20 protein-coding genes and 2 rRNA genes are annotated in these 24,565 nt (G+C 65.3%); 15 read left to right on the top strand and 7 right to left on the bottom strand.

What is annotated here, in order from left to right; translation table 11 throughout:
- Nucleotides 1-43: 43 nt before the first annotated feature.
- The 3 genes from GV790_RS10195 to GV790_RS10185 form a co-directional block, all read right to left on the bottom strand.
- Nucleotides 44-3,180, bottom strand: a 23S ribosomal RNA gene (locus GV790_RS10195).
- Between the two features lie 331 nt (nt 3,181-3,511).
- Nucleotides 3,512-5,030 (bottom strand): 16S ribosomal RNA (locus GV790_RS10190).
- Together the 16S and 23S rRNA genes form the textbook arrangement of a ribosomal RNA operon.
- A 568-nt stretch (nt 5,031-5,598) precedes the next feature.
- A complete protein-coding gene (locus GV790_RS10185) occupies nt 5,599-6,453 on the bottom strand; it encodes an SDR family oxidoreductase (RefSeq protein ID WP_163812910.1) in 855 nt (284 codons plus the stop codon).
- Nucleotides 6,454-6,626: 173 nt separating this feature from the next.
- On the opposite strand from GV790_RS10185, the gene GV790_RS10180 reads away from it, so the two are divergent.
- Entirely contained in the window at nt 6,627-7,619 is a 993-nt protein-coding gene (locus tag GV790_RS10180) for an LLM class flavin-dependent oxidoreductase (protein ID WP_163812908.1), read from the top strand.
- Between the two features lie 117 nt (nt 7,620-7,736).
- Here GV790_RS10180 and GV790_RS10175 read toward each other — a convergent pair whose 3' ends face one another.
- The gene (locus GV790_RS10175; RefSeq protein WP_163812906.1) at nt 7,737-8,120 is read right to left on the bottom strand and encodes a hypothetical protein; all 384 of its coding nucleotides are present in this window, start codon (nt 8,118-8,120) and stop codon (nt 7,737-7,739) included.
- Nucleotides 8,117-8,539: a hypothetical protein gene (locus tag GV790_RS10170; RefSeq protein ID WP_163812903.1), complete on the bottom strand. Its 423-nt coding sequence runs from the start codon at nt 8,537-8,539 to the stop codon at nt 8,117-8,119. Before GV790_RS10170 ends, GV790_RS10175 begins: the two co-directional genes overlap by 4 nt.
- 165 nt (nt 8,540-8,704) lie before the next feature.
- Between GV790_RS10170 and GV790_RS10165 the strand changes: the two genes are divergently transcribed.
- From GV790_RS10165 to GV790_RS10130, 8 genes are all read left to right on the top strand, one after another.
- Entirely contained in the window at nt 8,705-9,490 is a 786-nt protein-coding gene (locus GV790_RS10165) for an SDR family oxidoreductase (RefSeq protein WP_175585847.1), read from the top strand.
- Nucleotides 9,491-9,493: 3 nt separating this feature from the next.
- A complete protein-coding gene (locus GV790_RS31635; RefSeq protein ID WP_306042910.1) occupies nt 9,494-9,997 on the top strand; it encodes a hypothetical protein in 504 nt (167 codons plus the stop codon).
- Entirely contained in the window at nt 9,990-10,694 is a 705-nt protein-coding gene (locus GV790_RS10155; protein ID WP_163812901.1) for a Dabb family protein, read from the top strand. The genes GV790_RS31635 and GV790_RS10155 overlap by 8 nt, the downstream gene beginning before the upstream one ends.
- 154 nt (nt 10,695-10,848) lie before the next feature.
- Nucleotides 10,849-12,015 (top strand): Rieske 2Fe-2S domain-containing protein, encoded by a 1,167-nt coding sequence (locus GV790_RS10150; protein ID WP_228806364.1) that lies wholly within the window; start codon nt 10,849-10,851, stop codon nt 12,013-12,015.
- A 34-nt stretch (nt 12,016-12,049) separates the two neighbouring features.
- A complete protein-coding gene (locus GV790_RS10145) occupies nt 12,050-13,228 on the top strand; it encodes an acyl-CoA dehydrogenase family protein (RefSeq protein WP_163812897.1) in 1,179 nt (392 codons plus the stop codon).
- A gap of 28 nt (nt 13,229-13,256) precedes the next feature.
- Nucleotides 13,257-14,162 (top strand): biphenyl-2,3-diol 1,2-dioxygenase, encoded by a 906-nt coding sequence (gene bphC, locus GV790_RS10140; RefSeq protein ID WP_163812895.1) that lies wholly within the window; start codon nt 13,257-13,259, stop codon nt 14,160-14,162.
- A gap of 187 nt (nt 14,163-14,349) precedes the next feature.
- The gene (locus GV790_RS10135; RefSeq protein ID WP_163812893.1) at nt 14,350-15,204 is read left to right on the top strand and encodes an IclR family transcriptional regulator; all 855 of its coding nucleotides are present in this window, start codon (nt 14,350-14,352) and stop codon (nt 15,202-15,204) included.
- 47 nt (nt 15,205-15,251) lie between these two features.
- Nucleotides 15,252-16,181 (top strand): alpha/beta hydrolase, encoded by a 930-nt coding sequence (locus GV790_RS10130; RefSeq protein WP_163812970.1) that lies wholly within the window; start codon nt 15,252-15,254, stop codon nt 16,179-16,181.
- 154 nt (nt 16,182-16,335) lie between these two features.
- Here the strand turns inward: GV790_RS10130 and GV790_RS10125 are convergent, their stop codons facing one another.
- A complete protein-coding gene (locus GV790_RS10125) occupies nt 16,336-16,956 on the bottom strand; it encodes a PadR family transcriptional regulator (protein ID WP_228806365.1) in 621 nt (206 codons plus the stop codon).
- 195 nt (nt 16,957-17,151) lie between these two features.
- Here GV790_RS10125 and GV790_RS10120 point away from each other — a divergent pair, with 195 nt between their 5' ends.
- On the top strand, nt 17,152-17,658 hold the full coding sequence (locus GV790_RS10120) for a flavin reductase family protein (RefSeq protein ID WP_163812889.1): 507 nt from the start codon (nt 17,152-17,154) through the stop codon (nt 17,656-17,658).
- Between the two features lie 76 nt (nt 17,659-17,734).
- On the opposite strand, the gene GV790_RS10115 is transcribed toward GV790_RS10120, so the two are convergent.
- The gene (locus GV790_RS10115; protein ID WP_163812887.1) at nt 17,735-19,366 is read right to left on the bottom strand and encodes a flavin-containing monooxygenase; all 1,632 of its coding nucleotides are present in this window, start codon (nt 19,364-19,366) and stop codon (nt 17,735-17,737) included.
- Nucleotides 19,367-19,560: 194 nt separating this feature from the next.
- Here GV790_RS10115 and GV790_RS10110 point away from each other — a divergent pair, with 194 nt between their 5' ends.
- The 5 genes from GV790_RS10110 to GV790_RS10090 all read left to right on the top strand — a co-directional run bounded on the left by GV790_RS10110 (nt 19,561) and on the right by GV790_RS10090 (nt 24,453).
- On the top strand, nt 19,561-21,096 hold the full coding sequence (locus GV790_RS10110; RefSeq protein WP_163812884.1) for an FAD-binding protein: 1,536 nt from the start codon (nt 19,561-19,563) through the stop codon (nt 21,094-21,096).
- Nucleotides 21,097-21,132: 36 nt separating this feature from the next.
- Nucleotides 21,133-21,504 carry an SgcJ/EcaC family oxidoreductase gene (locus tag GV790_RS10105; RefSeq protein ID WP_163812882.1) on the top strand — a complete coding sequence of 124 codons (372 nt, stop codon included), beginning with the start codon at nt 21,133-21,135 and terminating at the stop codon, nt 21,502-21,504.
- Nucleotides 21,505-21,552: 48 nt separating this feature from the next.
- Nucleotides 21,553-21,810, top strand: a complete 258-nt coding sequence (locus GV790_RS10100) for a hypothetical protein (RefSeq protein WP_048834119.1) — start codon at nt 21,553-21,555, stop codon at nt 21,808-21,810.
- 27 nt (nt 21,811-21,837) lie between these two features.
- On the top strand, nt 21,838-22,629 hold the full coding sequence (locus GV790_RS10095; RefSeq protein WP_163812881.1) for an SDR family NAD(P)-dependent oxidoreductase: 792 nt from the start codon (nt 21,838-21,840) through the stop codon (nt 22,627-22,629).
- A 321-nt stretch (nt 22,630-22,950) separates the two neighbouring features.
- Complete coding sequence (locus tag GV790_RS10090; protein WP_163812879.1) at nt 22,951-24,453, top strand: MFS transporter; 1,503 nt, start codon at nt 22,951-22,953, stop codon at nt 24,451-24,453.
- Nucleotides 24,454-24,565 lie beyond the last annotated feature (112 nt).

The raw sequence follows: 24,565 nt of genomic DNA, 5'->3' as shown, positions 1-24,565 counted from the left end.
GTGTGTTGTTTCAGATACTGCACAGTGGACGCGTAGCTTCTTTGTTGGTAAGTCCTCGGCCTATTAGTACCAGTCACCTCCACCCGTTACCGGGCTTCCAGTTCTGGCCTATCAACCCCATGGTCTGTAGGGGGCCTTAACCCATCAAGTGGGTGAGAAACCTCATCTTGGAACAGGCTTCCCGCTTAGATGCTTTCAGCGGTTATCCCTTCCGAACGTAGCCAACCAGCAGTGCCCTTGGCAGGACAACTGGCACACCAGAGGTTCGTCCGTCCCGGTCCTCTCGTACTAGGGACAGCCTTCCTCAAGTTTCTGACGCGCGCGGCGGATAGAGACCGAACTGTCTCACGACGTTCTAAACCCAGCTCGCGTGCCGCTTTAATGGGCGAACAGCCCAACCCTTGGGACCTACTCCAGCCCCAGGATGCGACGAGCCGACATCGAGGTGCCAAACCATCCCGTCGATATGGACTCTTGGGGAAGATCAGCCTGTTATCCCCGGGGTACCTTTTATCCGTTGAGCGACACCGCTTCCACATGCCGGTGCCGGATCACTAGTCCCGACTTTCGTCCCTGCTCGACATGTCTGTCTCACAGTCAAGCTCCCTTGTGCACTTGCACTCGACACCTGATTGCCAACCAGGCTGAGGGAACCTTTGGGCGCCTCCGTTACATTTTGGGAGGCAACCGCCCCAGTTAAACTACCCACCAGGCACTGTCCCTGAACCAGATCATGGTCCGAGGTTAGAGGTCCAATACGATCAGAGTGGTATTTCAACGACGACTCCACACACACTGGCGTGCATGCTTCACAGTCTCCCACCTATCCTACACAAACCGTACCGAACACCAATACCAAGCTATAGTGAAGGTCCCGGGGTCTTTTCGTCCTGCCGCGCGTAACGAGCATCTTTACTCGTAATGCAATTTCGCCGAGTCTGTGGTTGAGACAGCAGAGAAGTCGTTACGCCATTCGTGCAGGTCGGAACTTACCCGACAAGGAATTTCGCTACCTTAGGATGGTTATAGTTACCACCGCCGTTTACCGGGGCTTAAATTCTCAGCTTCGCACCCCGAAGGGCGCTAACCGGTCCTCTTAACCTTCCGGCACCGGGCAGGCGTCAGTCCGTATACATCGTCTTACGACTTCGCACGGACCTGTGTTTTTAGTAAACAGTCGCTTCTCTCTGGTCTCTGCGACCCAACCCAGCTCAGAGTGCAAGACTCGTCACCAGATCAGGTCCCCCTTCTCCCGAAGTTACGGGGGCATTTTGCCGAGTTCCTTAACCACAGTTCTCTCGATCGCCTCGGTATTCTCTACCTGACCACCTGTGTCGGTTTGGGGTACGGGCCGTGTACCAACTCACTAGAGGCTTTTCTCGGCAGCATAGGATCACTGAATTCGCCTCAATCGGCTACGCATCACCTCTCAGGCTCAATGCGACACGGATTTGCCTATGTCGCGCCCTACAGGCTTACACCAGTACAACCACTGACTGGCCCAGCTACCTTCCTGCGTCACCCCATCGCTTGCCTACTACCAGCCGGGGTCATGCGCAGCACCCCACTCGAGACCCGAAGGTCTTCCCGGGGGATTTGGGCACTTAGCACAACTGATTCAGCATGGGCGCGGATACACGGGTACGGGAATATCAACCCGTTGTCCATCGACTACGCCTGTCGGCCTCGCCTTAGGTCCCGACTCACCCTGGGCGGATTAACCTGGCCCAGGAACCCTTGGTCATTCGGCGGACGAGTTTCTCACTCGTCTTTCGCTACTCATGCCTGCATTCTCACTCGCACAGCCTCCACAACTAGGTCACCCCGCTGCTTCCCTGGCTGTACGACGCTCCCCTACCCATCCACACCACTGCACACCCAACCGTAGTCGGATGCGGATGTATTGTGTGAATGCCGCGGCTTCGGCGGTGTACTTGAGCCCCGCTACATTGTCGGCGCAGAATCACTTGACCAGTGAGCTATTACGCACTCTTTCAAGGGTGGCTGCTTCTAAGCCAACCTCCTGGTTGTCTTCGCGACTCCACATCCTTTTCCACTTAGTACACGCTTAGGGGCCTTAGCCGGCGATCTGGGCTGTTTCCCTCTCGACTACGAAGCTTATCCCCCGCAGTCTCACTGCCACGCTCTCACACACCGGCATTCGGAGTTTGGCTGACTTCGGTAAGCTTGTGGGCCCCCTAGGCCATCCAGTAGCTCTACCTCCGGCGTGAAACACGTGACGCTGCACCTAAATGCATTTCGGGGAGAACCAGCTATCACGGAGTTTGATTGGCCTTTCACCCCTACCCACAGCTCATCCCCTCAGTTTTCAACCTAAGTGGGTTCGGGCCTCCACAACCTCTTACAGCTGCTTCACCCTGGCCATGGGTAGATCACTCCGCTTCGGGTCTAGAACATGCGACTCAAACGCCCTATTCGGACTCGCTTTCGCTACGGCTACCCCACCACGGGTTAACCTCGCCACATGCCACTAACTCGCAGGCTCATTCTTCAAAAGGCACGCCATCACCCACCACCCCGAAGGATGCGCAGGCTCTGACGGATTGTAAGCGCACGGTTTCAGGTACTATTTCACTCCCCTCCCGGGGTACTTTTCACCTTTCCCTCACGGTACTAGTCCGCTATCGGTCACCAGGGAGTATTCAGGCTTACCGGGTGGTCCCGGCAGATTCACAGCAGATTTCACGGGCCCGCTGCTACTCGGGAGTTGCTCACATGAGCCGTTGCGTTTTCACCTACGGGATTCTCACCCTCTACGACAGGCCGTCCCAGACCACTTCGGCTAACACAACGGTTTCTGACTCACGCCCAGCTCGGCAGAACTGAGAAGAACAATCCCACAACCCCGCATAGACAACGCCTGCCGGCTATCACATCTACACGGTTTAGCCTCTTCCGCTTTCGCTCGCCACTACTCACGGAATCACTATTGTTTTCTCTTCCTGTGGGTACTGAGATGTTTCACTTCCCCACGTTCCCTCCACACGCCCTATACATTCAGGCGCGGGTAACACGACATCACTCGTGCTGGGTTTCCCCATTCGGACATCCTCGGATCTCAGCTCGGTTGACAGCTCCCCGAGGCTTATCGCAGCCTCCTACGTCCTTCATCGGCTCCTGGTGCCAAGGCATCCACCGTACGCTCTTAAACACTTACTAACAAAGATGCTCGCGTCCACTGTGCAGTTCTCAAACAACACACCCACACCGGATCGGACACCAAGACCATCGAAGTCAAAACCCCGAGGTATCAAGGAGATCCGGGCAGATCGTATTTTTTGCCTGGAAAGAACGTCTGTTCTTTCAGGACCCAACAGTGTGTCGATATATCACCCACGGCACCGGACTCGGCCGGCACCACAATGCGGGAGAGGTTGTCAGCGTTCCACCCATGAGCTTCCGCCGGAAGACGATTGCCTCCGAAACGGTCTCTGCCACCAGACGTTTACCATCCCGACTGTTCGGGTGTCGGTGGAGAAGTGCTCCTTAGAAAGGAGGTGATCCAGCCGCACCTTCCGGTACGGCTACCTTGTTACGACTTCGTCCCAATCGCCGATCCCACCTTCGACGGCTCCCTCCCACAAGGGGTTAGGCCACCGGCTTCGGGTGTTACCGACTTTCATGACGTGACGGGCGGTGTGTACAAGGCCCGGGAACGTATTCACCGCAGCGTTGCTGATCTGCGATTACTAGCGACTCCAACTTCACGGGGTCGAGTTGCAGACCCCGATCCGAACTGAGACCGGCTTTAAGGGATTCGCTCCACCTCACGGTATCGCAGCCCTCTGTACCGGCCATTGTAGCATGTGTGAAGCCCTGGACATAAGGGGCATGATGACTTGACGTCGTCCCCACCTTCCTCCGAGTTGACCCCGGCAGTCTCTCACGAGTCCCCGCCATTACGCGCTGGCAACATAAGATAAGGGTTGCGCTCGTTGCGGGACTTAACCCAACATCTCACGACACGAGCTGACGACAGCCATGCACCACCTGTACACCGACCACAAGGGGGCCTACATCTCTGCAGGTTTCCGGTGTATGTCAAACCCAGGTAAGGTTCTTCGCGTTGCATCGAATTAATCCACATGCTCCGCCGCTTGTGCGGGCCCCCGTCAATTCCTTTGAGTTTTAGCCTTGCGGCCGTACTCCCCAGGCGGGGTACTTAATGCGTTAGCTACGGCACGGATCCCGTGGAAGGAAACCCACACCTAGTACCCACCGTTTACGGCGTGGACTACCAGGGTATCTAATCCTGTTCGCTACCCACGCTTTCGCTTCTCAGCGTCAGTTACTTCCCAGAGACCCGCCTTCGCCACCGGTGTTCCTCCTGATATCTGCGCATTTCACCGCTACACCAGGAATTCCAGTCTCCCCTGAAGTACTCAAGCCTGCCCGTATCGACCGCAAGCTTGGGGTTGAGCCCCAAGTTTTCACGATCGACGCGACAAGCCGCCTACAAGCTCTTTACGCCCAGTAATTCCGGACAACGCTCGCACCCTACGTATTACCGCGGCTGCTGGCACGTAGTTGGCCGGTGCTTCTTCTACAGGTACCGTCACTTGCGCTTCGTCCCTGTCGAAAGAGGTTTACAACCCGAAGGCCGTCATCCCTCACGCGGCGTCGCTGCATCAGGCTTTCGCCCATTGTGCAATATTCCCCACTGCTGCCTCCCGTAGGAGTCTGGGCCGTGTCTCAGTCCCAGTGTGGCCGGTCGCCCTCTCAGGCCGGCTACCCGTCGTCGCCTTGGTAGGCCATTACCCCACCAACAAGCTGATAGGCCGCGGGCCCATCTCGCACCGATAAATCTTTCCACCAAACACCATGCGATGTAAGGTCATATCCGGTATTAGACCCAGTTTCCCAGGCTTATCCCAGAGTGCGAGGCAGATCACCCACGTGTTACTCACCCGTTCGCCGCTCGTGTACCCCGAAGGGCCTTACCGCTCGACTTGCATGTGTTAAGCACGCCGCCAGCGTTCGTCCTGAGCCAGGATCAAACTCTCCGTTGAAGACTCACAATCACACCCAAAGGGTGCAATCAGAAGAATTAACCAGAGTCCGAAAACCTTGGCAAAACAAAACGCCAGCAAAAAGATTTGCTGACTAAATGTCCGACCCCAACACACGGGGGTATGCGAGGCCGGAACCAATAAACTATTGGCACTGACATTCATCGACACACTATTGAGTTCTCAAAGAACACACGCACACACATCCGACCCGGCTTTTCGTCCAGGGGCTTCAGTGAGGCAGGGTTCCTAGCTTACCGATCAGTGGCTCAGAGTCAAATCCGCTCTTCGACCGGCTTGTCAGGCGCTCCTCGTCCTACCTCGTTTCCCAGGCCCTGTGGGCTCCGGGTCGGTGTCCGTGTCGCTCTGACCTGGAATAAGTTACGCGGCGGCGAACGCTTCGTCAAATCCCCTGGTCGCGTTGACATTTGCGCAGGTCAGCGGGGTGCAGCCGGGCCGGTTTCGCAGCCGGAATCACCCCGGTGTGACCCAGGCCATCAAGATCAATTCCGTCGATCACCGAAGTCCCAGGTGGCGAGCCGGCCGACCCCTCGACTGTCGCCGCGGCTCAGATCCCCAACCGCCAGATCAAGCTGTCCACGGCGCGGGGTGAGACGGCGCCGATGGCCTGCAAGAAGCGGGCGTATCGCGGATAGAGCTCGATGGGACGCGTGCGGATGGCCGTGAGGATCCAGTCGGCGGCCGCCTCGGCGGAGAGCGCGGGCGCCGCCTCGTATTTGGCGGTCGGCGCGATCATCTCCGTGCGGACCAGCGGATAGCCGATGGTCGTGACGTGCACGCCGTGCGGGCGGGTCTCGGCGCCGAGGCTGCGGCCGAACGCGCCGAGCGCTGCCTTGGACGCGTGGTACGCGGTGAACATGGGCATCGAGCCCGCGGCGACGCCCCAGGTGGCGATATTGATGATGTGCCCGTCACGTGCCTCGAGCATCGAGGGCAGCAGGGCCATGGTGAGCCGGGTCGCGCCGAAGTAGTTCAGCGCCATGGTGCGCTCGTAGTCGTGGAAGCGGTCGGTGGCGTCGTCGGCGCGGCGGCGGATCGAACGGCCCGCGTTGTTGACGAGTACGTCCACCTTGCCGACCTCGGCGCCGATCTGTTCGGCGAGCGCGTCGACGGCCGCCCCGTCGGACAGATCGCAGACCATCGCCTCGGCTTTGCCACCGGCCGCCCGGACGGCGTCGCGGACCTCGCACAGCGCCTGTTCACCACGTGCGACGAGCACGAGCTTCGCACCACTGGCACCGAGTTTGTGCGCGGCGACCTTGCCCACTCCCGACGATGCGCCGGTGAGCAGCACGGTCTTTCCTGCGATGTTCTCCCCTCCGCCCGGACGCAGTAGCGAGGAAAGCGTGCGCACCAGCGCCGGTGGGTTGAGTAGGGCCGTTCCTGCACGTCCGGTTGCCATCGGAGTCCTCTCGGTGGTCGGCATCCACGATCCTAGCGAATTGACCATAGCGTAATTTACCTAGAAGTAAGTTTGGTTGGCGAGCCTCGGCTCGGGTCGCGTTCGTGAGCCAGGCGAAATACCGCGACCGGGGCGGGCGTTCGCACAGGGGAACGCGATCGCGAAGGAGCCCCATGATCAACGTCCCGCTCTCCGTGCTGGATCTTGCACCCGTGCAGGAAGGCAACACCGCCGGTGACGGTCTCGCGGCCACGACCGAACTCGCGCGGCGCACCGAGGCGATGGGCTATGCGCGATTCTGGGTGGCCGAGCATCACAACATGCCCGGCATCGCCAGCGCGGCGCCGAGTGTGCTGCTGGCGCACCTGGCAGCGGCGACCTCTCGTATCCGGGTCGGATCCGGCGGGGTGATGCTGCCCAACCACGCGCCGCTCGTGGTCGCCGAACAGTTCGGCACGCTGCACGCATTGCATCCGGGTCGGATCGATCTCGGCATCGGGCGCGCGCCCGGGACAGACCAGGCCACAGCACTGGCACTGCGCCGCACCAAGGACGGGCTGTCGGCGGAATCGTTTCCGCAGGAGCTGGCGGCGCTGCTCGCCTATTTCCGCGGCACCAGCCCGGACGGCATCGCGGCGACCCCGGGCCAGGACGATGAACCCGAGATCTGGTTGCTCGGCTCCAGCGGCTACAGCGCGCAGGTGGCGGCGATCCTCGGCGTGCGCTTCGCGTTCGCTCACCACATCAGCCCGAACAACACCGTGGCCGCGCTCGAGCTGTACCGCGAGAACTTCCGGCCCTCCGAACAGCTGGAACGTCCGTACGCCATGGTGGCGGCGGCCGCGATCTGCGCCGACACCGATGAGCAGGCCGAACTCCTGTCGCGCCCACGCGAGCTGGCCTTCCTGCATCTGATGTCCGGCCGCCCGCGCCGCCTGCCCACCCCCGAGGAGGCCGCCGGCTTCCCCGCCAACGATCGCGAGCGCCATTTCGCCGCCCAGCGCCGTGCCGGTCAGTTGCTCGGCTCTCCCGACACTGTGCGCCGCCAGCTCAGCTCCCTGATCGCGGACACCGACGCCGACGAGATCATGCTGAACACCCTCGTCTACGACATCGAGGCCAGGGCCCGGTCGTTCGAGTTGATTCGCAAGCTCACCCAGGACTGAACAGGACCGGCAGCGGGTGCGCCCCGGCTGTGGCGAGCCCGGTGGGCGCCGCGGCGGCGAAACAGCACAATCGAGCGGAAGCGTACCGCCCGTCTTCGAGGAGCTACCCCGCCCAGTTCATGCGCAGACGAACGTCGCCCACGCCCGCGCGGCCACGCGGCCGTCCTGGTCGGTGCCGACGAGGGTGACGTCGACGCAGGATTCACCATCCAGAACGTAGTGCTGCACAACGTATCCCGAGCAGGTGAGCGTGTCGCCCGGCCAGAGCGGGCGGGAGCAGCGGGTGCGGAATCGGCGCACGGTTTCGCTGCCGAGCCAATCGGTGGCGTAACTGGCGAGGAGCGCGGCGGCGAGTGGGCCCGCGGACGCGGTGAACGACGCTGCGTCACCGGCAGTTTCACTACCGGGGGCAAGCGTTCGAGTGGCGCTCGCGTACTTCTCGAAGTCGGCCTCGGTGAGTGGGCCGAAGGAGGTGGTGGGTGCGGGGGCGGTCGCGGTCATGCGGACTCCTGCGAGACGGGACGGGTGCCGGTCATCCAGGATTCGGCGACGAGGCGACCGGTGCGGTCGAAGTACTGGGTGACCATCTCGATCATGGTCACCGGGGTGCCGTGGTCGTCGTCCACCTCGTAGACGCGTGCGATGCGCGATTGCGCGGTGAGCCGTTCGCCTGCGCGCGGCGGTGGGCCGAAGAAGCGGTGATCCTGCTCGATCGGGATGCCGGGCCAATGCTCTATCGCCGCTTCGCCGGCCGCGGCGATCCGGGCGGGCAGGAAGGTGGGCGCGACGACGGGTTCGCCGGTGGTGGCGGGTGTGGCCGCGCGCGCCATCGTGGCGGCGTTGAACTCGCGGATACCGTCCGCCTCCAGGTCGATGTCGAGCCGGGTCCCGACCGCACCGGCCGTCGCAACGTGCACCATCGCCACATCCCTTCCTTCGATCCTGCGGCAACGGTAGAGCCGGCCGACACCTCGCGGCCGGGCCTGTTCCACTGATCGGGAACGGTATGCGCCACGGCCCGGTCGGCCGCCGACTATCGCAGGATGCCGGCGTCTGCGTGCGCCGCGGCGATGGCGAGGAGCGCGATGAACCATAGGACGGGACGAGTTGGCGGCAAAGTGGCGGTGGTGACGGGAGCCGCCAGTGGCACCGGACGCACCCACGTGCGCCGGTTGCGTGCCGAAGGCGCGGATGTGGTGGCCGTCGACCTGCCCGGGAGTTCGTTCGAAGACGAACCCGCCGTTGCCCGAATGCTCACCGCGGAAGCCGATGTCCGCGACCTCGCCGCTCTCGAGCGGGCCGCCGAATCGGCGGTCCGCGCGTTCGGCCGCATCGACATCCTGATCGCCAATGCCGGGCTGTGCGATGCGCCGGGCCCGGCGGCCGGAATCGAGGACGCCACTTGGCACCGATGCCTCGACATCAACCTCACCGGCGTATGGAATACCTTGCGGGCCTTCGGTTCCCATCTGGTCGACGGCGCAGCGGTCGTGATCATCGGTTCCACATCCGGCGTGCGCGGGGATCCGGTGCGGGCCCACTACTCGGCCGCCAAACACGGCGTCGCCGGGCTCGCCCGCACGGTGGCGGCGGAATGGGGTCGGCGCTCGATCCGGGTGAACACGGTGCATCCGGGCGCTGTCGGCGGCCGGCCGCTGAGCTCGGGCGCGATCGCGAGACTGTGCCCGGACATCGAGCATCCGACCGCCGCCGATGCCGAGGACGTGCTGGCACGGCGACATCTGATCGCCGTTCCGTGGGTGGAACCGGCGGACGTCAGCAATGCCGTGCTGTTCCTGGCCTCCGACGAATCCCGCTACGTCACCGGCACCGAACTCGTCGTCGACGCCGGATTCACCCAGAAAGGCTGAACGATGGACAGTGCGGCGATGACGCCGGGGCGCAACGGGCGTGCGGATGGGTCGGACACGGAGGGACAGTACCCATCCGGTGCCCGCTCCGGCAGCGAGGCCGGCATCGGCGCTGCAACCGCGGCCGACGACTCGGGCCTGATCGAACGGCAGGCAGATCGCGGCGAGCCGGTGATCTACATCGTCGACGAGATGGTCGCACCACCCGGGCGTGGTCGCGCCTTTCTCGACCTCTACCTGCGGGAATACGCACCCGGCGCGCGGGAGCGTGGGCTCGAGCTGGATCGGGTGCTGGTCAGTCCCCCGGTGTGGCTGGCCGAGCAATCGAACACCATCACCGTCAGCTGGACGGTGCGCGGCGCGCAACAGTGGTGGCGGCAGCGGCTCGGCGCGAGCCGGGATCCGCAGGTCGCGCAGTGGTGGCAGGCCGCCGACGAGCTGCTCGTCAGCCGGCGCCGGACCACCGCCTGCGGCTGCGACGATGTGGAGGTTCTGGCCGATGTCTGAGGTCGTGCACTTGGTCCACCTGAGCGATCCGGAGCGCAGCGCCGAGCTGGCCGCGCAGCTACGCCGTCTGGTCGCACCACACACCCACCGAGCGCTGGTCGCAACGACGTTGCCGGGCGGGATCGACGCCGGGGACCTGATCGTGCGACTGCGTTTCGCCGATGACGTGCAGCAGCAGCCGGTCGTAAACGCCGTCGACCGGTGGTTGAGCGAGTCGTTCGTCGAGCGGGTCGAGACCGCGGCTTTCACCGCAACCCCGCAGCGCGTGAAGCCACCGGCCGGACGAGCAGCGCCGCCAACCTCGCACACCCCGCCACCGGCGCGACATCAGGGGGCGCCGTCACCGGCCGGATATGCCGAGCCGGCGCGCATCTACCGAGCCCTGCTCGTCGCGGTCGACCCACGGACCGACCCGGCACAGGTGGCCACTTTCGAATCCGAAACCGCCGCGATGCCCGACTACATCCACACCATCGGCGCCTCCCAGCTGAGCAGAGTCGACAGCGGCAGCGGCTGGACCCATGTCTGGGAACAGGAATTCACCGACCTCGACGGGCTGACCGGGCCCTACATGACCCATCCGTACCACTGGGCGCATATCGATCGCTGGTTCGATCCCGAACGCGGCAGCAAGATCGTGACGCGGCTGTGCCACAGCTTCGGCGCGCTCGCCGGGCCGGTGCTACCGGCCACGTGACCCCACTCGCTCCCGCTCACCGGGAGGCCCGCAGCCAGCCGTTTCACACTTCACGAAACCTGTCCGCTGACCGGGAGGACGACGTCCGTACGCCGCCCGGCGGGTCCACCATTTGACTCAGATCACAGTCATCCGGTGGAACATGGAGGTTTCGATGCCGGGTCTATCACCGAACGGCTCAGCCCAGAGCACGGACGAATTCAGGACGATCGAGGCCGCGGCGGCACCCACCCGGTTCGCCCGCGGCTGGCATTGCCTCGGCCTGCTGAAGTCCTTCCAGGACGGCAAACCACACGAGATCAAGGCGTTCGGCACCACGCTGGTGGTCTTCCAGTCCGAATCCGACGGCAAGCTGAACGTGCTCGACGCGTTCTGCCGTCACATGGGCGGCAACCTCGCCCACGGCACCGTCAAGGGCGATTCCATCGCCTGCCCGTTCCACGACTGGCGCTGGGGCGGCAACGGCCGCTGCACCGGCATCCCGTACGCGCGCCGCGTGCCGCCGCTGGCCAAGACCCGCGCCTGGCCGACGCTCGAACGCAACGGCCAGCTCTATGTCTGGCACGACCCGCAGGGCAGCAAGCCCACCGATGAGGTGACCATCCCCGAGATCGAGGGTTACGGCAGCTCCGAGTGGACCGACTGGACCTGGAATTCGATGCTGATCGAGGGTTCGCACTGCCGCGAGATCGTCGACAACGTGGTGGATATGGCGCACTTCTTCTACGTGCACTACGCCTTCCCGCGGTACTTCAAGAACGTCTTCGAGGGCCACGTCGCCACCCAGTACATGCGCTCGACGCCGCGCCAGGACATCGAGGTCGGCACCAACTACGACGACCCGAACTCCACCTTGCGTTCGGACGCTTCGTATTTCGGCCCGTCGTACATGATCGACTGGCTGTGGAGCGAGGCCAACGGCATGACGATCGAGACGGTGCTGATCAACTGCCACTACCCCGTCACCGAGAACTCCTTCGTGCTCCAGTACGGCGCGATGGTGAAGAAGCCGACCGGCATGTCCGATGAGGACGCCAACGCGATGGCCGCGCAGTTCGCCCACGGCGTCGAAGTCGGTTTCGAGCAGGACGTGGCGATCTGGAAGAACAAGGCGCCCATCGACAATCCGCTGCTGTCGGAGGAAGACGGGCCGGTGTATCAGCTGCGCCGCTGGTACAAGCAGTTCTACGTCGACGTCGAAGACATCACCGACGACATGACCAAGCGCTTCGAGTTCGAGATCGATACCGAGCGCGCCGTCACGAGCTGGGAGGCCGAAGTGGCCGACAACATCGCCCGTGGCGCCGTCATCACCACCTAATCCCCCCGCGCATACGACAGGAACTAGTGCCCCGATGAACAAGGTTCTCGACAACATCACGGCCATCGCCGACCAGCTGCGCGAGCAGTCCCCTGAGGCCGAGCGCCTCGGGAAGCTGCCCGACGAGACGGCGAAGATGCTGAAAACCGCCGGCCCGATCAAGCTGCTTCAGCCCAAGAAGTACGGCGGTTTCGAAGCGCACCCGCGCGAATTCGCCGAAACGGTCATGGCCGCCGCGTCGCTGGACCCGGCGACCGGCTGGATCTGCGGCATCGTCGGTGTGCATCCGTGGCAGCTGGCCTTCGCCGATCCGAAGGTGCAGGAAGAGGTGTGGGGCGCCGACAACGACACCTGGATGGCCTCGCCGTACGCACCCACCGGTATCGCGCGGCCGGTGGACGGCGGCTACATCTTCAACGGCCGCTGGCAGTTCAGCTCCGGCACCGACCACTGTGACTGGATCTTCCTCGGCGCGATGCTCGGCGACACCGACGGCAATATCGCCACCCCGCCGACCATGCTGCACATGATCCTGCCGCGCAGCGACTACACGATCGTCGAGGACTCGTGGAATGTGGTGGGGCTCAAGGGCACCGGCTCCAAGGACATCATCGTCAAGGATGCCTTCGTGCCGTCCTACCGGGTGATGAACGGCGATCACGTGATCGACGGCACCGCCCAGAAGGAGTACGGGGTCACCGAGACGCTGTACAAGATGCCGTGGTCGAACATGTTCCCGCTCGGCATCACCTCCGCGGTGATCGGCATCGCCGAGGGCGCGCTGGCCGCGCACCTGGATTACCAGCGCGACCGGGTCGGTGCTCAGGGCACCGCGATCAAGGACGACCCGTATGTGCTGTTCGCGATCAGTGAGGCGGCGGCCGATATCAATGCCGCTCGGCAGGAGCTGCTGGCCAACGTCGACAAGATGTGGGATCTGGTCGACGCAGGCAAGGAGGTCTCCTTCGCCGATCGCGCCGCCGGACGACGCACCCAGGTGCGGGCGGCGTGGCGCGCGGTGATGGCCGTCGACCAGATCTTCGCCCGCTCCGGCGGTAACGCCCTGCGGATGGACAAGCCGCTGCAGCGGTTCTGGCGCGACGCCCACGCCGGCCTCAACCACGCGATCCACGTGCCGAGCACGGTGTTCCACGCGGCGGCGCTCGGTTCGCTCGGCGTGGAGCCGCCGCAGCATCTGCGCTCGATGATCTGATCTCGCGATACCAAGAAGGACAACAGTAATGACTGACATCAAGAGTCTTGGCTACGTCAAGATCCAGACCAACGACATGGACCGCTGGCGCAAGTTCGCCTTCGAGGTGCTCGGCTTCGCCGAAGGCAGCGGACCGGACGAGAACGCCCTCTATCTGCGGATGGACGAGCGGGCCGCCCGGATCGTCATCGTGCCGGGCGACACCGACGAAGTGGTGACCATCGGCTGGGAGGTGCGCGATCACGCCGCGCTGGTGCGCGTGCAGGAAGCGGTGTCGGCGGCCGGTGTCGCGGTCAAGCCGCTCTCGGTCGAGGAGGCCGACGCGCGCCGGGTCGAGGAGGTCATCACCTTCGTCGATCCGACCGGAGCGACCGTCGAGGTGTTCCACGGCGCGGTGCTCGATCACAGCCCGGTGGTGACCCCGTTCGGCGCGAAGTTCGTGACCGGCGCACAGGGCCTCGGTCACGTGGTGCTGCCGACCATGGACCCCAACGGCGCCTTCGAGTTCTACACCGAGGTGCTCGGGTTCCTGCCGCGGGGCGCGTTCCGTATCCCGGCGCCGCCGGAGTTCGGGCCGGTGCGGATCCGGTTCATGGGCGTGAACGAGCGTCATCACAGCCTGGCGCTGTGCCCGGCACCGCACGGCGGTGCGCCGGGTCTGGTGCACATCATGGTGGAGGTCGATTCGCTCGACGCGGTGGGCCAGGCGCTGGATCGGGTCGTCAAGGACGGTTTCTCCGTCTCCTCGACGCTGGGCCGCCACACCAACGACAAGATGGTGTCGTTCTACGTGCGCGCCCCCGGCGGCTGGGATATCGAATTCGGCACCGAGGGCATGCGCGTCGACGAAAAGTACTACAGCGCAGAGGAAATCACCGCCGACAGCTACTGGGGCCACGACTGGTCCGGTAGCGAGCCGCTGGCCGCGATGTAATCACATACCGCTCCCCTCCCCGACCCCGGGGTTTCAGTCGTCACGGCTGAAACCTCGGGGTCGTTGTGATTTACATCACTGTGTCCGATTTGTGTGACAGCGCCCACAAGAGCATGGTATGAATAGTCATATGCCTAATAGAAATATCCCGTTGGGCATCAGCTCGTAGACCCGCAGGGAGGGCCACATGAACACACAGGCCGACGCCGCCACCCCGAGCGCTGTCCTGGACCGCGTCTCGCTGGTCCTGGACGCCTTCGACGGACCGGGCAGGCTCACCCTCGCCCAGATCGTGCGCCGGACCGGGCTACCCCGGTCCTCGGCGCACCGCATGCTCGAACGACTCGTGCAATTGCGCTGGCTGCGCCGCGAGGGCCGCGACTACGAGCTGGGTATCCGGCTGGTGGAACTGGGCTCGCTCGCCGTGCACCAGGATCGGCTGCACCGCGCCGCGATGCCGTTCCTGCACGAGCTGTACCGGGCCACCGGCTTCGTGGTGCATCTGGCTGTGCTCGACGGCCCCGACGTGGTGTACCTGGAGAAGATCGGCGGCCGGATGGCGGCCGCGGTGCCCACCCGCATCGGCGGACGCAGGCCCGCGCACTGTACCGGCGTCGGCAAGGCCATCCTGGCCTACTCCGACGAAGACCGCATCGCCGCGCTCGGTACCGGCGTGCTCAACCGCAGCACCAAGTACTCCATCTCCAACAAGGCCCAGCTGCGCGCGGAGCTGGACAAGGTCCGCGCCCACGGCATCGCGCACGAGCGCGAGGAGTCGCTGCCGGGATTCGGTTGTGTAGCGGCACCCATCGGCAATATCGGCGAGGCCATCGCCGCGGTGTCGGTGTGCGGTCCGGTGGATCGGATGAACTTCGACTACCGCCTCACCGCACCGGTGCGCACCACCGCGCTTGGCATCTGGCGCAATATCGAAGACGGTATGTCCCGCGTGCATCCCACGTTGCAGCAGTCGCGCCCGCTGCGCGGTGGACCTGCGATGCGGACGCCGGCCGCTGCAGGCCGGCCGCTGGAATACGTGTAGCTCGTCCGGACCGAAAGACGGTGTGACCCATGAGTACTGAGGACCGGATCGAACTCGTGCCCGAAGTGGCGGCGCTGCTGCCGATGCTCGACGCCGGATTTCCCGCGGTCGAGACCATGACAGGAGCACAGGCGCGGGCGGCGATCCGGGCGCGGTTGCGGCTCCCGGACGAGCCCGAGCGGGTGGCCGAGATCATCGAACGAGAGCTGGCCTCGGGCGGCGGGGTTCGGGTGTATCGTCCGGCCACCTCGTCCGTGGGGCCGGTGCCGATCATCGTGTTCGCACACGGCGGCGGGTTCGTGTTCTGTGATCTGGACACCCACGACGGGCTGTGCCGGTCGATGGCCAACGGGGTGGGCGCGGTGGTGGTCTCGGTGGACTACCGGCTCGCGCCGGAACATCGCTGGCCCACCGCGGCAGAGGACGTCTACGCGGCGACACTGTGGGCTGTCGAGCATGCGCGCGAGTTCGGCGCCGACCCGGCGCGGCTCGTCGTCGCCGGCGACAGCGCGGGCGGCAACCTCGCGGCCGTCGTCGCCCTGATGGCCCGTGATCGTGGCGGGCCGGTCATCACGGCGCAGGCCCTGCTGTATCCGGTGCTCGCCGCCGATTTCGGCACCGAGTCCTACACGCGCTTCGCCGAAGGTTTCTACAACACCCGTGCCGCGATGAGCTGGTACTGGGATCAGTATGTTCCCGATCTCGCCGACCGCAGCCATCCGTACGCGAGCCCCGCGGCGGCCGATCTCGCCGGGCTGCCGCCTGCCATCGTGGTGACCGCGGGCTGCGATCCGCTGCGCTCGGAGGGCGATGCTTTTGCCCACGCCCTCGCCGAGGCCGGCGTCACGACCGTGCATCGGTGCTACGAAGGCGCCATCCACGGATTCATGACCATGCCGGTGCTCGAACTGGCCGGTCAGGCATGTAAGGACGTGTGGGCCGATCTCACGCGACTGACCCGGTCCGACGAGAGCTAGCCTCCGTCGCTCAGTCCGAACCGTCGGATGTGGCAGGGCGGCACTCGGCGATTTCGTGCGCGAGCGGGTGGCCGGCCGAATACTGCCGCCGCCACCTCGGCGCGCCACCGAACCCTTCGCACTCGAGCACGGTGCCCGAGTGCGAAGGGTTCGTTCAGTTCTCGACCGCGCCCTCCGATTCCTGCACCCGCTGTTCGACCTCACGCCAGCGTCCCGGCGTCGGATGCGGGTATTCGGACCTGTCGTCGTGTTCGGCCTTCACCAGGATCGAATCGGCCGCGTCGATCTGTTCGATCAGCTCCTGAGCGAGATCGCGTTCGGCCGCGTAATGGCGCTCGGCCCACTGCAAGACGATCTGCGAATAGGCCCAGCCGGGTTCGGATTTGGCGGCGGCGGAATCGATCGCGGCCCGCTTGCGCAGCCGGTCGATATCCTCGATGTGATCGCGCAGGATTTCCTTGAGCCGCTCCGGCGAACTCAGATGCCCGAACATGATTCGCAGCATCACGTGGTGTTTGAGCACCGGCTTGTCGACCGGCGCCTCATTGCACCACTGGGTGACCGCGGCGCGGCCTTCGTCGGTGATGCGGTAGAGCCTGCGCCCGCGCATGGCGTTGTCGCTGTCCACCCGTGAGGTCGCGTAACCCTGCTTCTCGAGCTTCTTCAGCTCCGAGTAGATCTGGCTGTGTGAGGGGCTCCAATAGAAGTACCGGATACTCCAGTCGGCCCACTTCTTGAGGTCGTAGCCCGAGATCTCTTCCTCATAGGAGAGCATGGCGAGCACGGCCCAACTGGTCGGCGGGAGATTGACCAGGCCGATTTCCGGTTCACTTGATGCCACCGGCAAATGCTAGCAACCAGGCAAATCCCCCGTACCCGCCGAACAACCGCTGACCGGGACGGCACATTGAGACTTCCACCGTGCACACTCGATGCTGGAGTTCGACAGATCTTCGGGAGGACCCCACGCATGAGCGCAGACAACATCGTCATCGAACCGGGCTGCCCAGGCCCCGCCGCCCTACGCAAGGTGCTCGGGCACTTCGCCACCGGTGTCGCGGTGATCGCCGCCCACGACGGCACCCGGCCGCTGGGCTTCACCTGCCAGTCGGTGGTCTCGGTGTCGCTGGATCCGCCGCTCGTGTCGTTCTGCCCGGCCAAGACCTCCACCAGCTGGCCGCTGCTGCGGTCGGCGGGATCGCTGTGCATCAACGTGCTGGCCCACGATCAACGCGAGCTCTGCCGCCAGTTCGCCGTCAGCGGCAGCGACAAATTCGCCGGGATCGACTGGACCCCCGGCGCCAACGGTGCCCCGGCGATCGCCGGCGCACTCGCCCACATCGAGGCCTCGCTGGAGTTCGAACACGAGGCAGGCGACCACACGATCGTGCTGGCCAGGGTCACCGAGCTGGCCGCCGACGAGAGCGGACGGCCGCTGCTGTTCTACAAGGGCACCTTCGGCGGTTTCGCCGACTGAACCCCGACCGCCCCCGGACGACGAAACGGGTGGTTGTACCGACTCCGCCGGTACAACCACCCGTTTCGCTTATCTGTCAGCCCGCGATGACGTCGAACCCCTTGTATTCCGCGGCCGCCACCTCGGCGATGATCTCGCCGTAGACACCGAACCCGCCGACGAACGGCATGAACACCCGCGGCTTGCCCGGCACATTGGCGCCCAGGTACCAGGAGTTCGCGGTGGGCATGAGGGTGCGCGCGGCGCGTTCGGCGCATTCGGCCACCCAGGCCTCCACGGCCTCGGGCCTGGCCTCCAGCGCGGTCGCGCCATTGCGGTCGAGGTAGTCGATGGCTCCGGCCACCCAGTCGACGTGCAGCTCCGAATGCAACACCATGTTCGCCAGCACCGACGGGCTGCCGGGACCGGTCAGGTTGAACAGATTGGGGAAGCCCGTGACGCCGAGCCCGAGATAGGTTTTCGGGCCGTCGCTCCAGGCGTCGTTGAGGGTGCGGCCGTCGCGTCCGACGATGTTGAGCTTGGCGACCGAACCGGTCATCGCGTCGAAACCGGTGGCAAGCACCAACGCGTCGAGCGGATAGTAATCCGCAGTGGTGTGCACGCCGCCGGCATCGATGCGTTCGATGGGGGTGGCCCGCAGGTTCACCAGCTCCACATTGTCGCGGTTGTAGGTCTGGTAGTAGTTCGTATCGGTGCAGATGCGTTTGGTGCCGATCGGGTGATCCTTCGGGATCAGCAACTCGGCGACCTCGGGATCGTCGATCACCGCACGCACCTTCTCCTCCCAGAACAGCCGGGCGGTGTCGTTGGCCTCACGGGTCACCATCTGATCGGGGAAGGTCTTGCTGAACAGCACCCCACCCAGCTCCCACCGCTTCTGGTAGGCCGCGCGCCGCTCCTCCTCCGAGACGTCGAGCGCGGATTTCGGATGCGGTTGATGGGGTGAGCCACCTCCGCTGATCATCGACAGCCTGCGCCGCTCGGCGTAGTTCGCCTTCTGGGCGCGCCGGGTTTCCTCATCGAGCGGCACGTTGCCGGCCGGCACGCTGTAGTTGGGCGTGCGCTGGAAGACGTGCAGGCGCTCGGCCTGTTCGGCGATGCACGGAATCGCCTGGATCCCCGAGGAACCCGTGCCGATCACGCCGACGCGCTGCCCGGTGAAATCGACGCCGTCGTGCGGCCACTGCGAGGTGTGCAGCACCGGGCCGGCGAAATCGGCGAGGCCTTCGATGTCGGGAGTGTTCGCATTCGACAGCGGGCCGACCGCCAGCACCACGAACCGCGCCGACACCACCGTGCCGGTGTCGGTGCGCACCTCCCAGCGCAGGCTCGACTCATCGAGCACGGTATCGGTGACGCGCGCGCCGAACTCGATGTCGCGGCGCAGGTCGAAGCGGTCGGCGACGTGGTTCAGGTAGGCGAGGATCTCGGGCTGGGTGGCGTATTTCTCGCTCCAGTTCCATTCCTGTTGGAGGGCCTCGTCGAAGGAGTACGAGTAGTCCACACTCTCGACGTCGCAACGCGCGCCGGGATAGCGGTTCCAGTACCACACGCCCCCCACGCCGTCGGCGGCCTCGAAGACCCGCACGGTCAGACCTTGCGAGCGGAATTTGTGCAGCGCGTACAGCCCGGCGATGCCGGCGCCGACGACCACCACGTCGACGCTGCTCGGGACGGTCTCTACAGACGTTGGCGTCTCGGCGTTCACATGCCTACCTTTCGAAGAATCTCCGGTTCTCCTGCGACGCTAAGTACTGCGCGGGCCCTTCGAGCAGGCGTTCTCCCGCTGACCGGCACGTTCACCGCAGCCGCCGCCACGTTCCCGGTGACCGGGAGAACCGCGCCGCGAACCCGGGCGCGCGGCCTAGCGTCGAGGTGAGCAAACGCACAGGAGGACTCACAGTGGTGGACTGGAACGACGAGGTGGACGTGCTGGTCGCGGGCTCGGGCGGCGGCCTGGCCGGCGCCTACACCGCGGCCCGCGAAGGGCTGACCGTCGCGGTGGTCGAAGCGACCGACAAGTTCGGCGGCACGACCGCTTATTCCGGGGGCGGCGGGATGTGGTTCCCGTGCAATCCGGTGCTGCGCCGCGCAGGCACCGACGACACCATCGAGGACGCGCTCACCTACTACCACGCCGTGGTCGGTGACCGGACCCCGCGCGAGCTCCAGGAAACCTACGTGCGCCGCGGTGGTGACCTCATCGAATACCTGGAATCCGATGAGCATTTCGCGTTCGAGATGCTGCCGTGGCCGGACTATTTCGGTAAGGCGCCCAAGGCCAGACTGGACGGGCAGCGCCACATCATGCCCACCCCGCTGCCCGCGTCCGCGCTGGGTGAGATGCGTGAGCAGTTGCGCGGGCCACTCGATACCGACCGGCTCGGCGCGCCGCTGCCGGACATGCTGATCGGCGGGCAGGCGCTGATCGGGCGGTTCCTGCTGGCGCTGTCGTCGTATCCGGACGTGCGGCTGTACCTGAACACGCCGCTGGTCGAGCTGGTGATCGAGGACGGCGCCGTCGTCGGCGCGATCACCGAACGCGAGGGCGAGCCGTTCGCGATCCGGGCCCGCAAGGGTGTGGTGCTCGCGGCGGGCGGGTTCGAGCAGAACGACGAACTGCGCAAGCACTACGGCGTACCCGGCGAGGCGCGCGACACCATGGGGCCGTGGGGCAACCAGGGCAAGGCGCACAAGGCGGGTATCGCCGCCGGCGCGGACACCGATCTCATGGATCAGGCATGGTGGTCGCCCGGTCTGACGCATCCGGACGGGCGGTCGGCGTTCGCGCTGTGGTTCACCGGCGGCATCTTCGTCGGCCAGGACGGCAAGCGCTTCGTCAACGAATCCGCGCCCTACGACCGGCTCGGCCGCGACATCATCGGCAAGCTCGACGACGGTTCGCTCACCCTGCCCTACTGGATGATCTACGACGACAAAGAGGGCGAGGTGCCGCCGGTCAAGGCCACCAACGTCTCGATGGTCGAACCGGAGAAGTATGTGGCGGCCGGCCTGTGGCACACCGCCGACACACTGCCCGAGCTGGCCGAGAAGATCGGCGTGCCCGCCGATGCGCTGGTCGCCACCGTGCAGCGGTTCAACTCCTTCGTCGAGACCGGCGTCGATCCGGATTTCGGGCGCGGCGACGAGGCCTACGATCGCGCGTTCTCCGCCGGTGAACCCCCGCTGGTATCGATCGAGCAGGGACCGTTCCACGCCGCCGCGTTCGGCATCTCCGATCTCGGCACCAAGGGCGGGCTGCGCACCGACAGCGCCGCGCGGGTGCTCGGCCGCGATGGCGAACCGATCCCCGGGCTGTACGCGGCGGGCAACACCATGGCGGCCGTCAGCGGCACCGTCTACCCCGGCGGCGGCAACCCGATCGGCGCCTCCATGCTGTTCAGCCACCTCGCCGTGCGCGACCTGCTCGGCGCCTGACCACAACCCCGACCCCAGAATTCCGGAGGAGCCTCGATGGCCTCAGCAGATGACATCCGCGCGGCGGTCCGCCGCTACCTCGACACCGTCGCGAACGGTTCCGCGAAGGACATCGCGGCGCTCTACGCCGAAGACGCCACCGTCGAGGACCCCGTCGGCAGTCCGCCGCACATCGGGCGCGCGGCGATCGAAAAGTTCTACAGCGCACTGGAATCGGTGCGGGTGACGACCGAACTGCACAACGTGCGCGTCGCCGGCGATCAGGCCGCCTTCGGATTCCGGGTGGTCACCGACACCGGTGATCAGACCATCATCATCGAACCCATCGACGTCATGACCTTCGACGAGAACGCACGGATCACCAGCATGCGCGCGTTCTGGTCGCCTGACGACATCAGCCTCGGCTGAACCGAACACGCCGAACGCGCCGCGGGTGCGTTGACGAGGAGCATCCAGATGCAAGCGATACAGTGCGGCACATGCGGTAACCGCGTCCTGGTGGAGAAGTTCAGTCCGAGCCATACCAGTGTGCAATGGCTCGACGATGCCGAATCGGCCTGCCCGGAATTCGCCCGGCGGGCCGCGCTCGGCGAGCACAGCAAATGGATTCCGACCTGCCCGGCGCTGCGCGATTCGATCGAGGCCGCGGTCGTCAAGGGCGCGTTGGCCACCGATGAACTACGGCACGAACCGGTTCCCGGCCGGATCGGCTGACCCACCCTTTTCAGACGAGGAGAATTCATGAAGCGATTGGAAGGCCATCGCACGCTGGTGACCGGCGCGGCCTCGGGTATCGGGCAGGCCACCGCACTGCGCCTGCTCGACGAAGGCGCCGCGGTCGTCGCGGCCGATGTGTCCGCCGACGGGCTGGCCGCCACCAAGGCCGGCGCCGACGAGCGCGGGACCGCGGACCGGCTCACCACCCTCACCATGGATATCGGCGCCGAGCGGTCGGTGGTCGACGGTGTGCGGACCGCGGTGGAGACGCTCGGCGGCCTCGATTCGGTGGTGAACGCCGCGGGCATCCTGCGCGCCTCGCATACCGAGCAGACCGGTCTGGATCTGTGGAATCAGATCATCGGCATCAATCTCACCGGTACGTTCCTCGTGGTCCGCGAAGCGCTGCCCGCACTGCTGGCCAATCCGCGGTCCTCGGTGGTGAATTTCAGCTCCACCTCGGCGGCGTTCGCCCACCCGTACATGGCCGCCTACGCCGCGAGCAAGGGCGGAATCCAGTCGTTCACCCATGCGCTCGCGCTGGAATTCGGCGGCAAGGGATTGCGCGCGGTATGTGTGGCGCCGGGCAGCATCAAATCCGGAATCACCGACGCGACACCGGGTTACGTTCCCGCGGACGCCGATTGGTCGTTGTTCGCCAAACTGTCGCCGGTACTGCCGACCAACCTCGAGTCGGGCGGTGCGGGGATGGGTGATCCGACGGCCGTGGCCGGCGTGATCGCCATGCTGGTATCGGAAGACGGTGCGTTCATCACCGGTACCGAGATCCGGATCGATGGAGGTACGCACGCGTGAGCTGAGCACGCCCGGATATCGCGGTATTCCGTTTCGCCGAGGCGCGAACCGGAATCGCGCGCCCGATCGATGCCCCCGTGGACACCTGGTGTCCGCGGGGGTTTCGTCGTTTCCGGCCACGAGCGTGAATTCATCGGATGTGATACACGTGTAATTCGCTGCTCAGCACGGTTTTTCGGCTACCCGATCTGCCTATCAGTCATATTGGTCTCCCAGTGGGTGGGATATCGGGCACTGCGACACGCCCAGGGAAAGTGTGATGTCGGTTACGCATTCCGATCGATTCGTCGAATGCGAGAACCACCCCCGAAAGGACCGCAGATGGTCGCTCCCACCCCCACACCCGACATCGCGCAGCGCTGGACCCCGCGCCTGATTCTTTCCCTCGCCTCGATCGTGCTCCTCCTGGAAATGCTCGCGGTGAGCTACATGATGATCTCGACGGCGCTACCGTCGATCGCCGCGCATTACCAGACCACACAGGGCGCCTGGCTGCTGACGTCGTTCCTGCTGGTCGGAGCCGTCACCGCGCCGCTGATCGGCAAACTCGCGGACATGTACGGCAAGCGCAAAGCGCTACTGGGCTGCGTGACCGTGGCGGCGGCGGGATCGCTGCTGTCGGCCGTCGCCGGCAGCTACGCGGTGCTCATCGCGGGCCGCGCGCTCACCGGTCTGCTGGTCCCCTGCCTGTTCCTGAGCTACTCGCTGATCCGGGACGTGTTCCCGGCCAAGACGATCGCGCTGGCGGTGAGCATCGCGACCAGCGGCATGGGGTTGATCGCGATTCCCGCGCCCTTCCTCACCGGGTGGCTGATCGACACTTTCGGGTTCCGCAGCATCTTCTGGTTCTTCGTGATCGGTCTCGCCGTGCTCGGCGCGCTGATCTTCCTCACCACCGCCGAATCGCCGGTGCGGCTGCGCTCGCGGCTCGATCTGCTCGGCGCGGTGCTGCTCGGTGGCGGTATCGCCGGCGTGCTGATCGCGGTGAGCTTCGGGCCCACGTGGGGCTGGCGTGACAGTTCGACCCTGGCCTACCTCGCCGGCGGTGTGGTGCTGCTGCTGGCGTGGGCGGCGACCGCGCGGATGATCCGGGAACCGTTGATCGACCTGGACGTGCTCGGCCGCCGGCCGGTGCTGCTCACCACGATCGGCGCCGGACTCTGCTACGGCTCCAGCGGCCTGTTCACCATCCTGCTGCCGATGCTCGCCATGACACCGGCGGCGCTCGGGCTCGGCTACGGATTCGGCGTCAGCGCCGAAGGTTTCGCGATCTTCCAGGCGCCGGTCGGCCTGATGGTCGTGGTCGGCGGCGTGCTCGTCGGCCTGCTGGTCGGCCGCGGCGACGTGCGTCCCCGCATCCTGATGACCTGCGGCATGCTGCTGATGGCCGTCGGTTTCACGCTGACCGCCTTCGTGCACGACAGCAAGCCGCTGCTGATCGTCTTCGCGGGCATCTTCGGCACCGGTATGGGCATGGCCTACGCCTCCATTCCGAACCTGCTGATCGAGGCCGTGCCGCCGCAGCTGCAAGCCAGCACCGCGAGCATCGTCGGCGTCTCGCAGAGCGTGTTCCCGGCCGTGCTGCCCGTCATCGCGTTCACGGTCATGAACAATTCCTACATCGCACCGATCCCGCCGGAGATGACCCAGGGCGCGGTGTTCTACCTCGACCGCGGATTCACCATCGCCTTCCTCATCGGCGCCGCGACCGCGGTGATCGGTGCGATCGTCGCGGTGGCCCTGCCCCGCCGGATCGTCCAGCTGTCCGCACCGAGCGCGACGGTGACCGATCCCGGCGAGGAAGGATTGGTGTTCGCGCACTGAGTGATCCGCGCCGAGCCGGCCGTGCGTGCGCGCGGCCGGCTCGCTCACGCGTTGGACCCGCGCTGCCGTGAGCCACCGGTGCGCCCGCTGACCGGAACAAACCGGCCGGAAT

It is taken from the genome of Nocardia cyriacigeorgica, assembly GCF_010858045.1.
GTDB classification, from domain to species: domain Bacteria; phylum Actinomycetota; class Actinomycetes; order Mycobacteriales; family Mycobacteriaceae; genus Nocardia; species Nocardia cyriacigeorgica_E.
Note: the sequence above shows the minus strand (reverse complement) of the source record. Positions and strands in the feature narration are given on the sequence as shown.

Excerpts from the sequence above, each read along its gene's own strand:
- GV790_RS10155 (WP_163812901.1), top strand. The coding sequence starts at position 9,990 with ATGTCTGAGGTCGTGCACTTGGTCCACCTGAGCGATCCGGAGCGCAGC.
- GV790_RS10170 (WP_163812903.1), bottom strand. The coding sequence starts at position 8,539 with ATGGTGCACGTTGCGACGGCCGGTGCGGTCGGGACCCGGCTCGACATC.
- GV790_RS10125 (WP_228806365.1), bottom strand. The coding sequence starts at position 16,956 with ATGCTCTCCTATGAGGAAGAGATCTCGGGCTACGACCTCAAGAAGTGG.
- GV790_RS10100 (WP_048834119.1), top strand. The coding sequence starts at position 21,553 with ATGCAAGCGATACAGTGCGGCACATGCGGTAACCGCGTCCTGGTGGAG.
- GV790_RS10120 (WP_163812889.1), top strand. The coding sequence starts at position 17,152 with ATGAGCGCAGACAACATCGTCATCGAACCGGGCTGCCCAGGCCCCGCC.
- GV790_RS10180 (WP_163812908.1), top strand. The coding sequence starts at position 6,627 with ATGATCAACGTCCCGCTCTCCGTGCTGGATCTTGCACCCGTGCAGGAA.
- GV790_RS10145 (WP_163812897.1), top strand. The coding sequence starts at position 12,050 with ATGAACAAGGTTCTCGACAACATCACGGCCATCGCCGACCAGCTGCGC.
- GV790_RS10150 (WP_228806364.1), top strand. The coding sequence starts at position 10,849 with ATGCCGGGTCTATCACCGAACGGCTCAGCCCAGAGCACGGACGAATTC.
- GV790_RS10175 (WP_163812906.1), bottom strand. The coding sequence starts at position 8,120 with ATGACCGCGACCGCCCCCGCACCCACCACCTCCTTCGGCCCACTCACC.
- GV790_RS31635 (WP_306042910.1), top strand. The coding sequence starts at position 9,494 with ATGGACAGTGCGGCGATGACGCCGGGGCGCAACGGGCGTGCGGATGGG.
- GV790_RS10105 (WP_163812882.1), top strand. The coding sequence starts at position 21,133 with ATGGCCTCAGCAGATGACATCCGCGCGGCGGTCCGCCGCTACCTCGAC.
- GV790_RS10095 (WP_163812881.1), top strand. The coding sequence starts at position 21,838 with ATGAAGCGATTGGAAGGCCATCGCACGCTGGTGACCGGCGCGGCCTCG.
- GV790_RS10135 (WP_163812893.1), top strand. The coding sequence starts at position 14,350 with ATGAACACACAGGCCGACGCCGCCACCCCGAGCGCTGTCCTGGACCGC.
- bphC (WP_163812895.1), top strand. The coding sequence starts at position 13,257 with ATGACTGACATCAAGAGTCTTGGCTACGTCAAGATCCAGACCAACGAC.
- GV790_RS10185 (WP_163812910.1), bottom strand. The coding sequence starts at position 6,453 with ATGGCAACCGGACGTGCAGGAACGGCCCTACTCAACCCACCGGCGCTG.
- GV790_RS10165 (WP_175585847.1), top strand. The coding sequence starts at position 8,705 with ATGAACCATAGGACGGGACGAGTTGGCGGCAAAGTGGCGGTGGTGACG.
- GV790_RS10090 (WP_163812879.1), top strand. The coding sequence starts at position 22,951 with ATGGTCGCTCCCACCCCCACACCCGACATCGCGCAGCGCTGGACCCCG.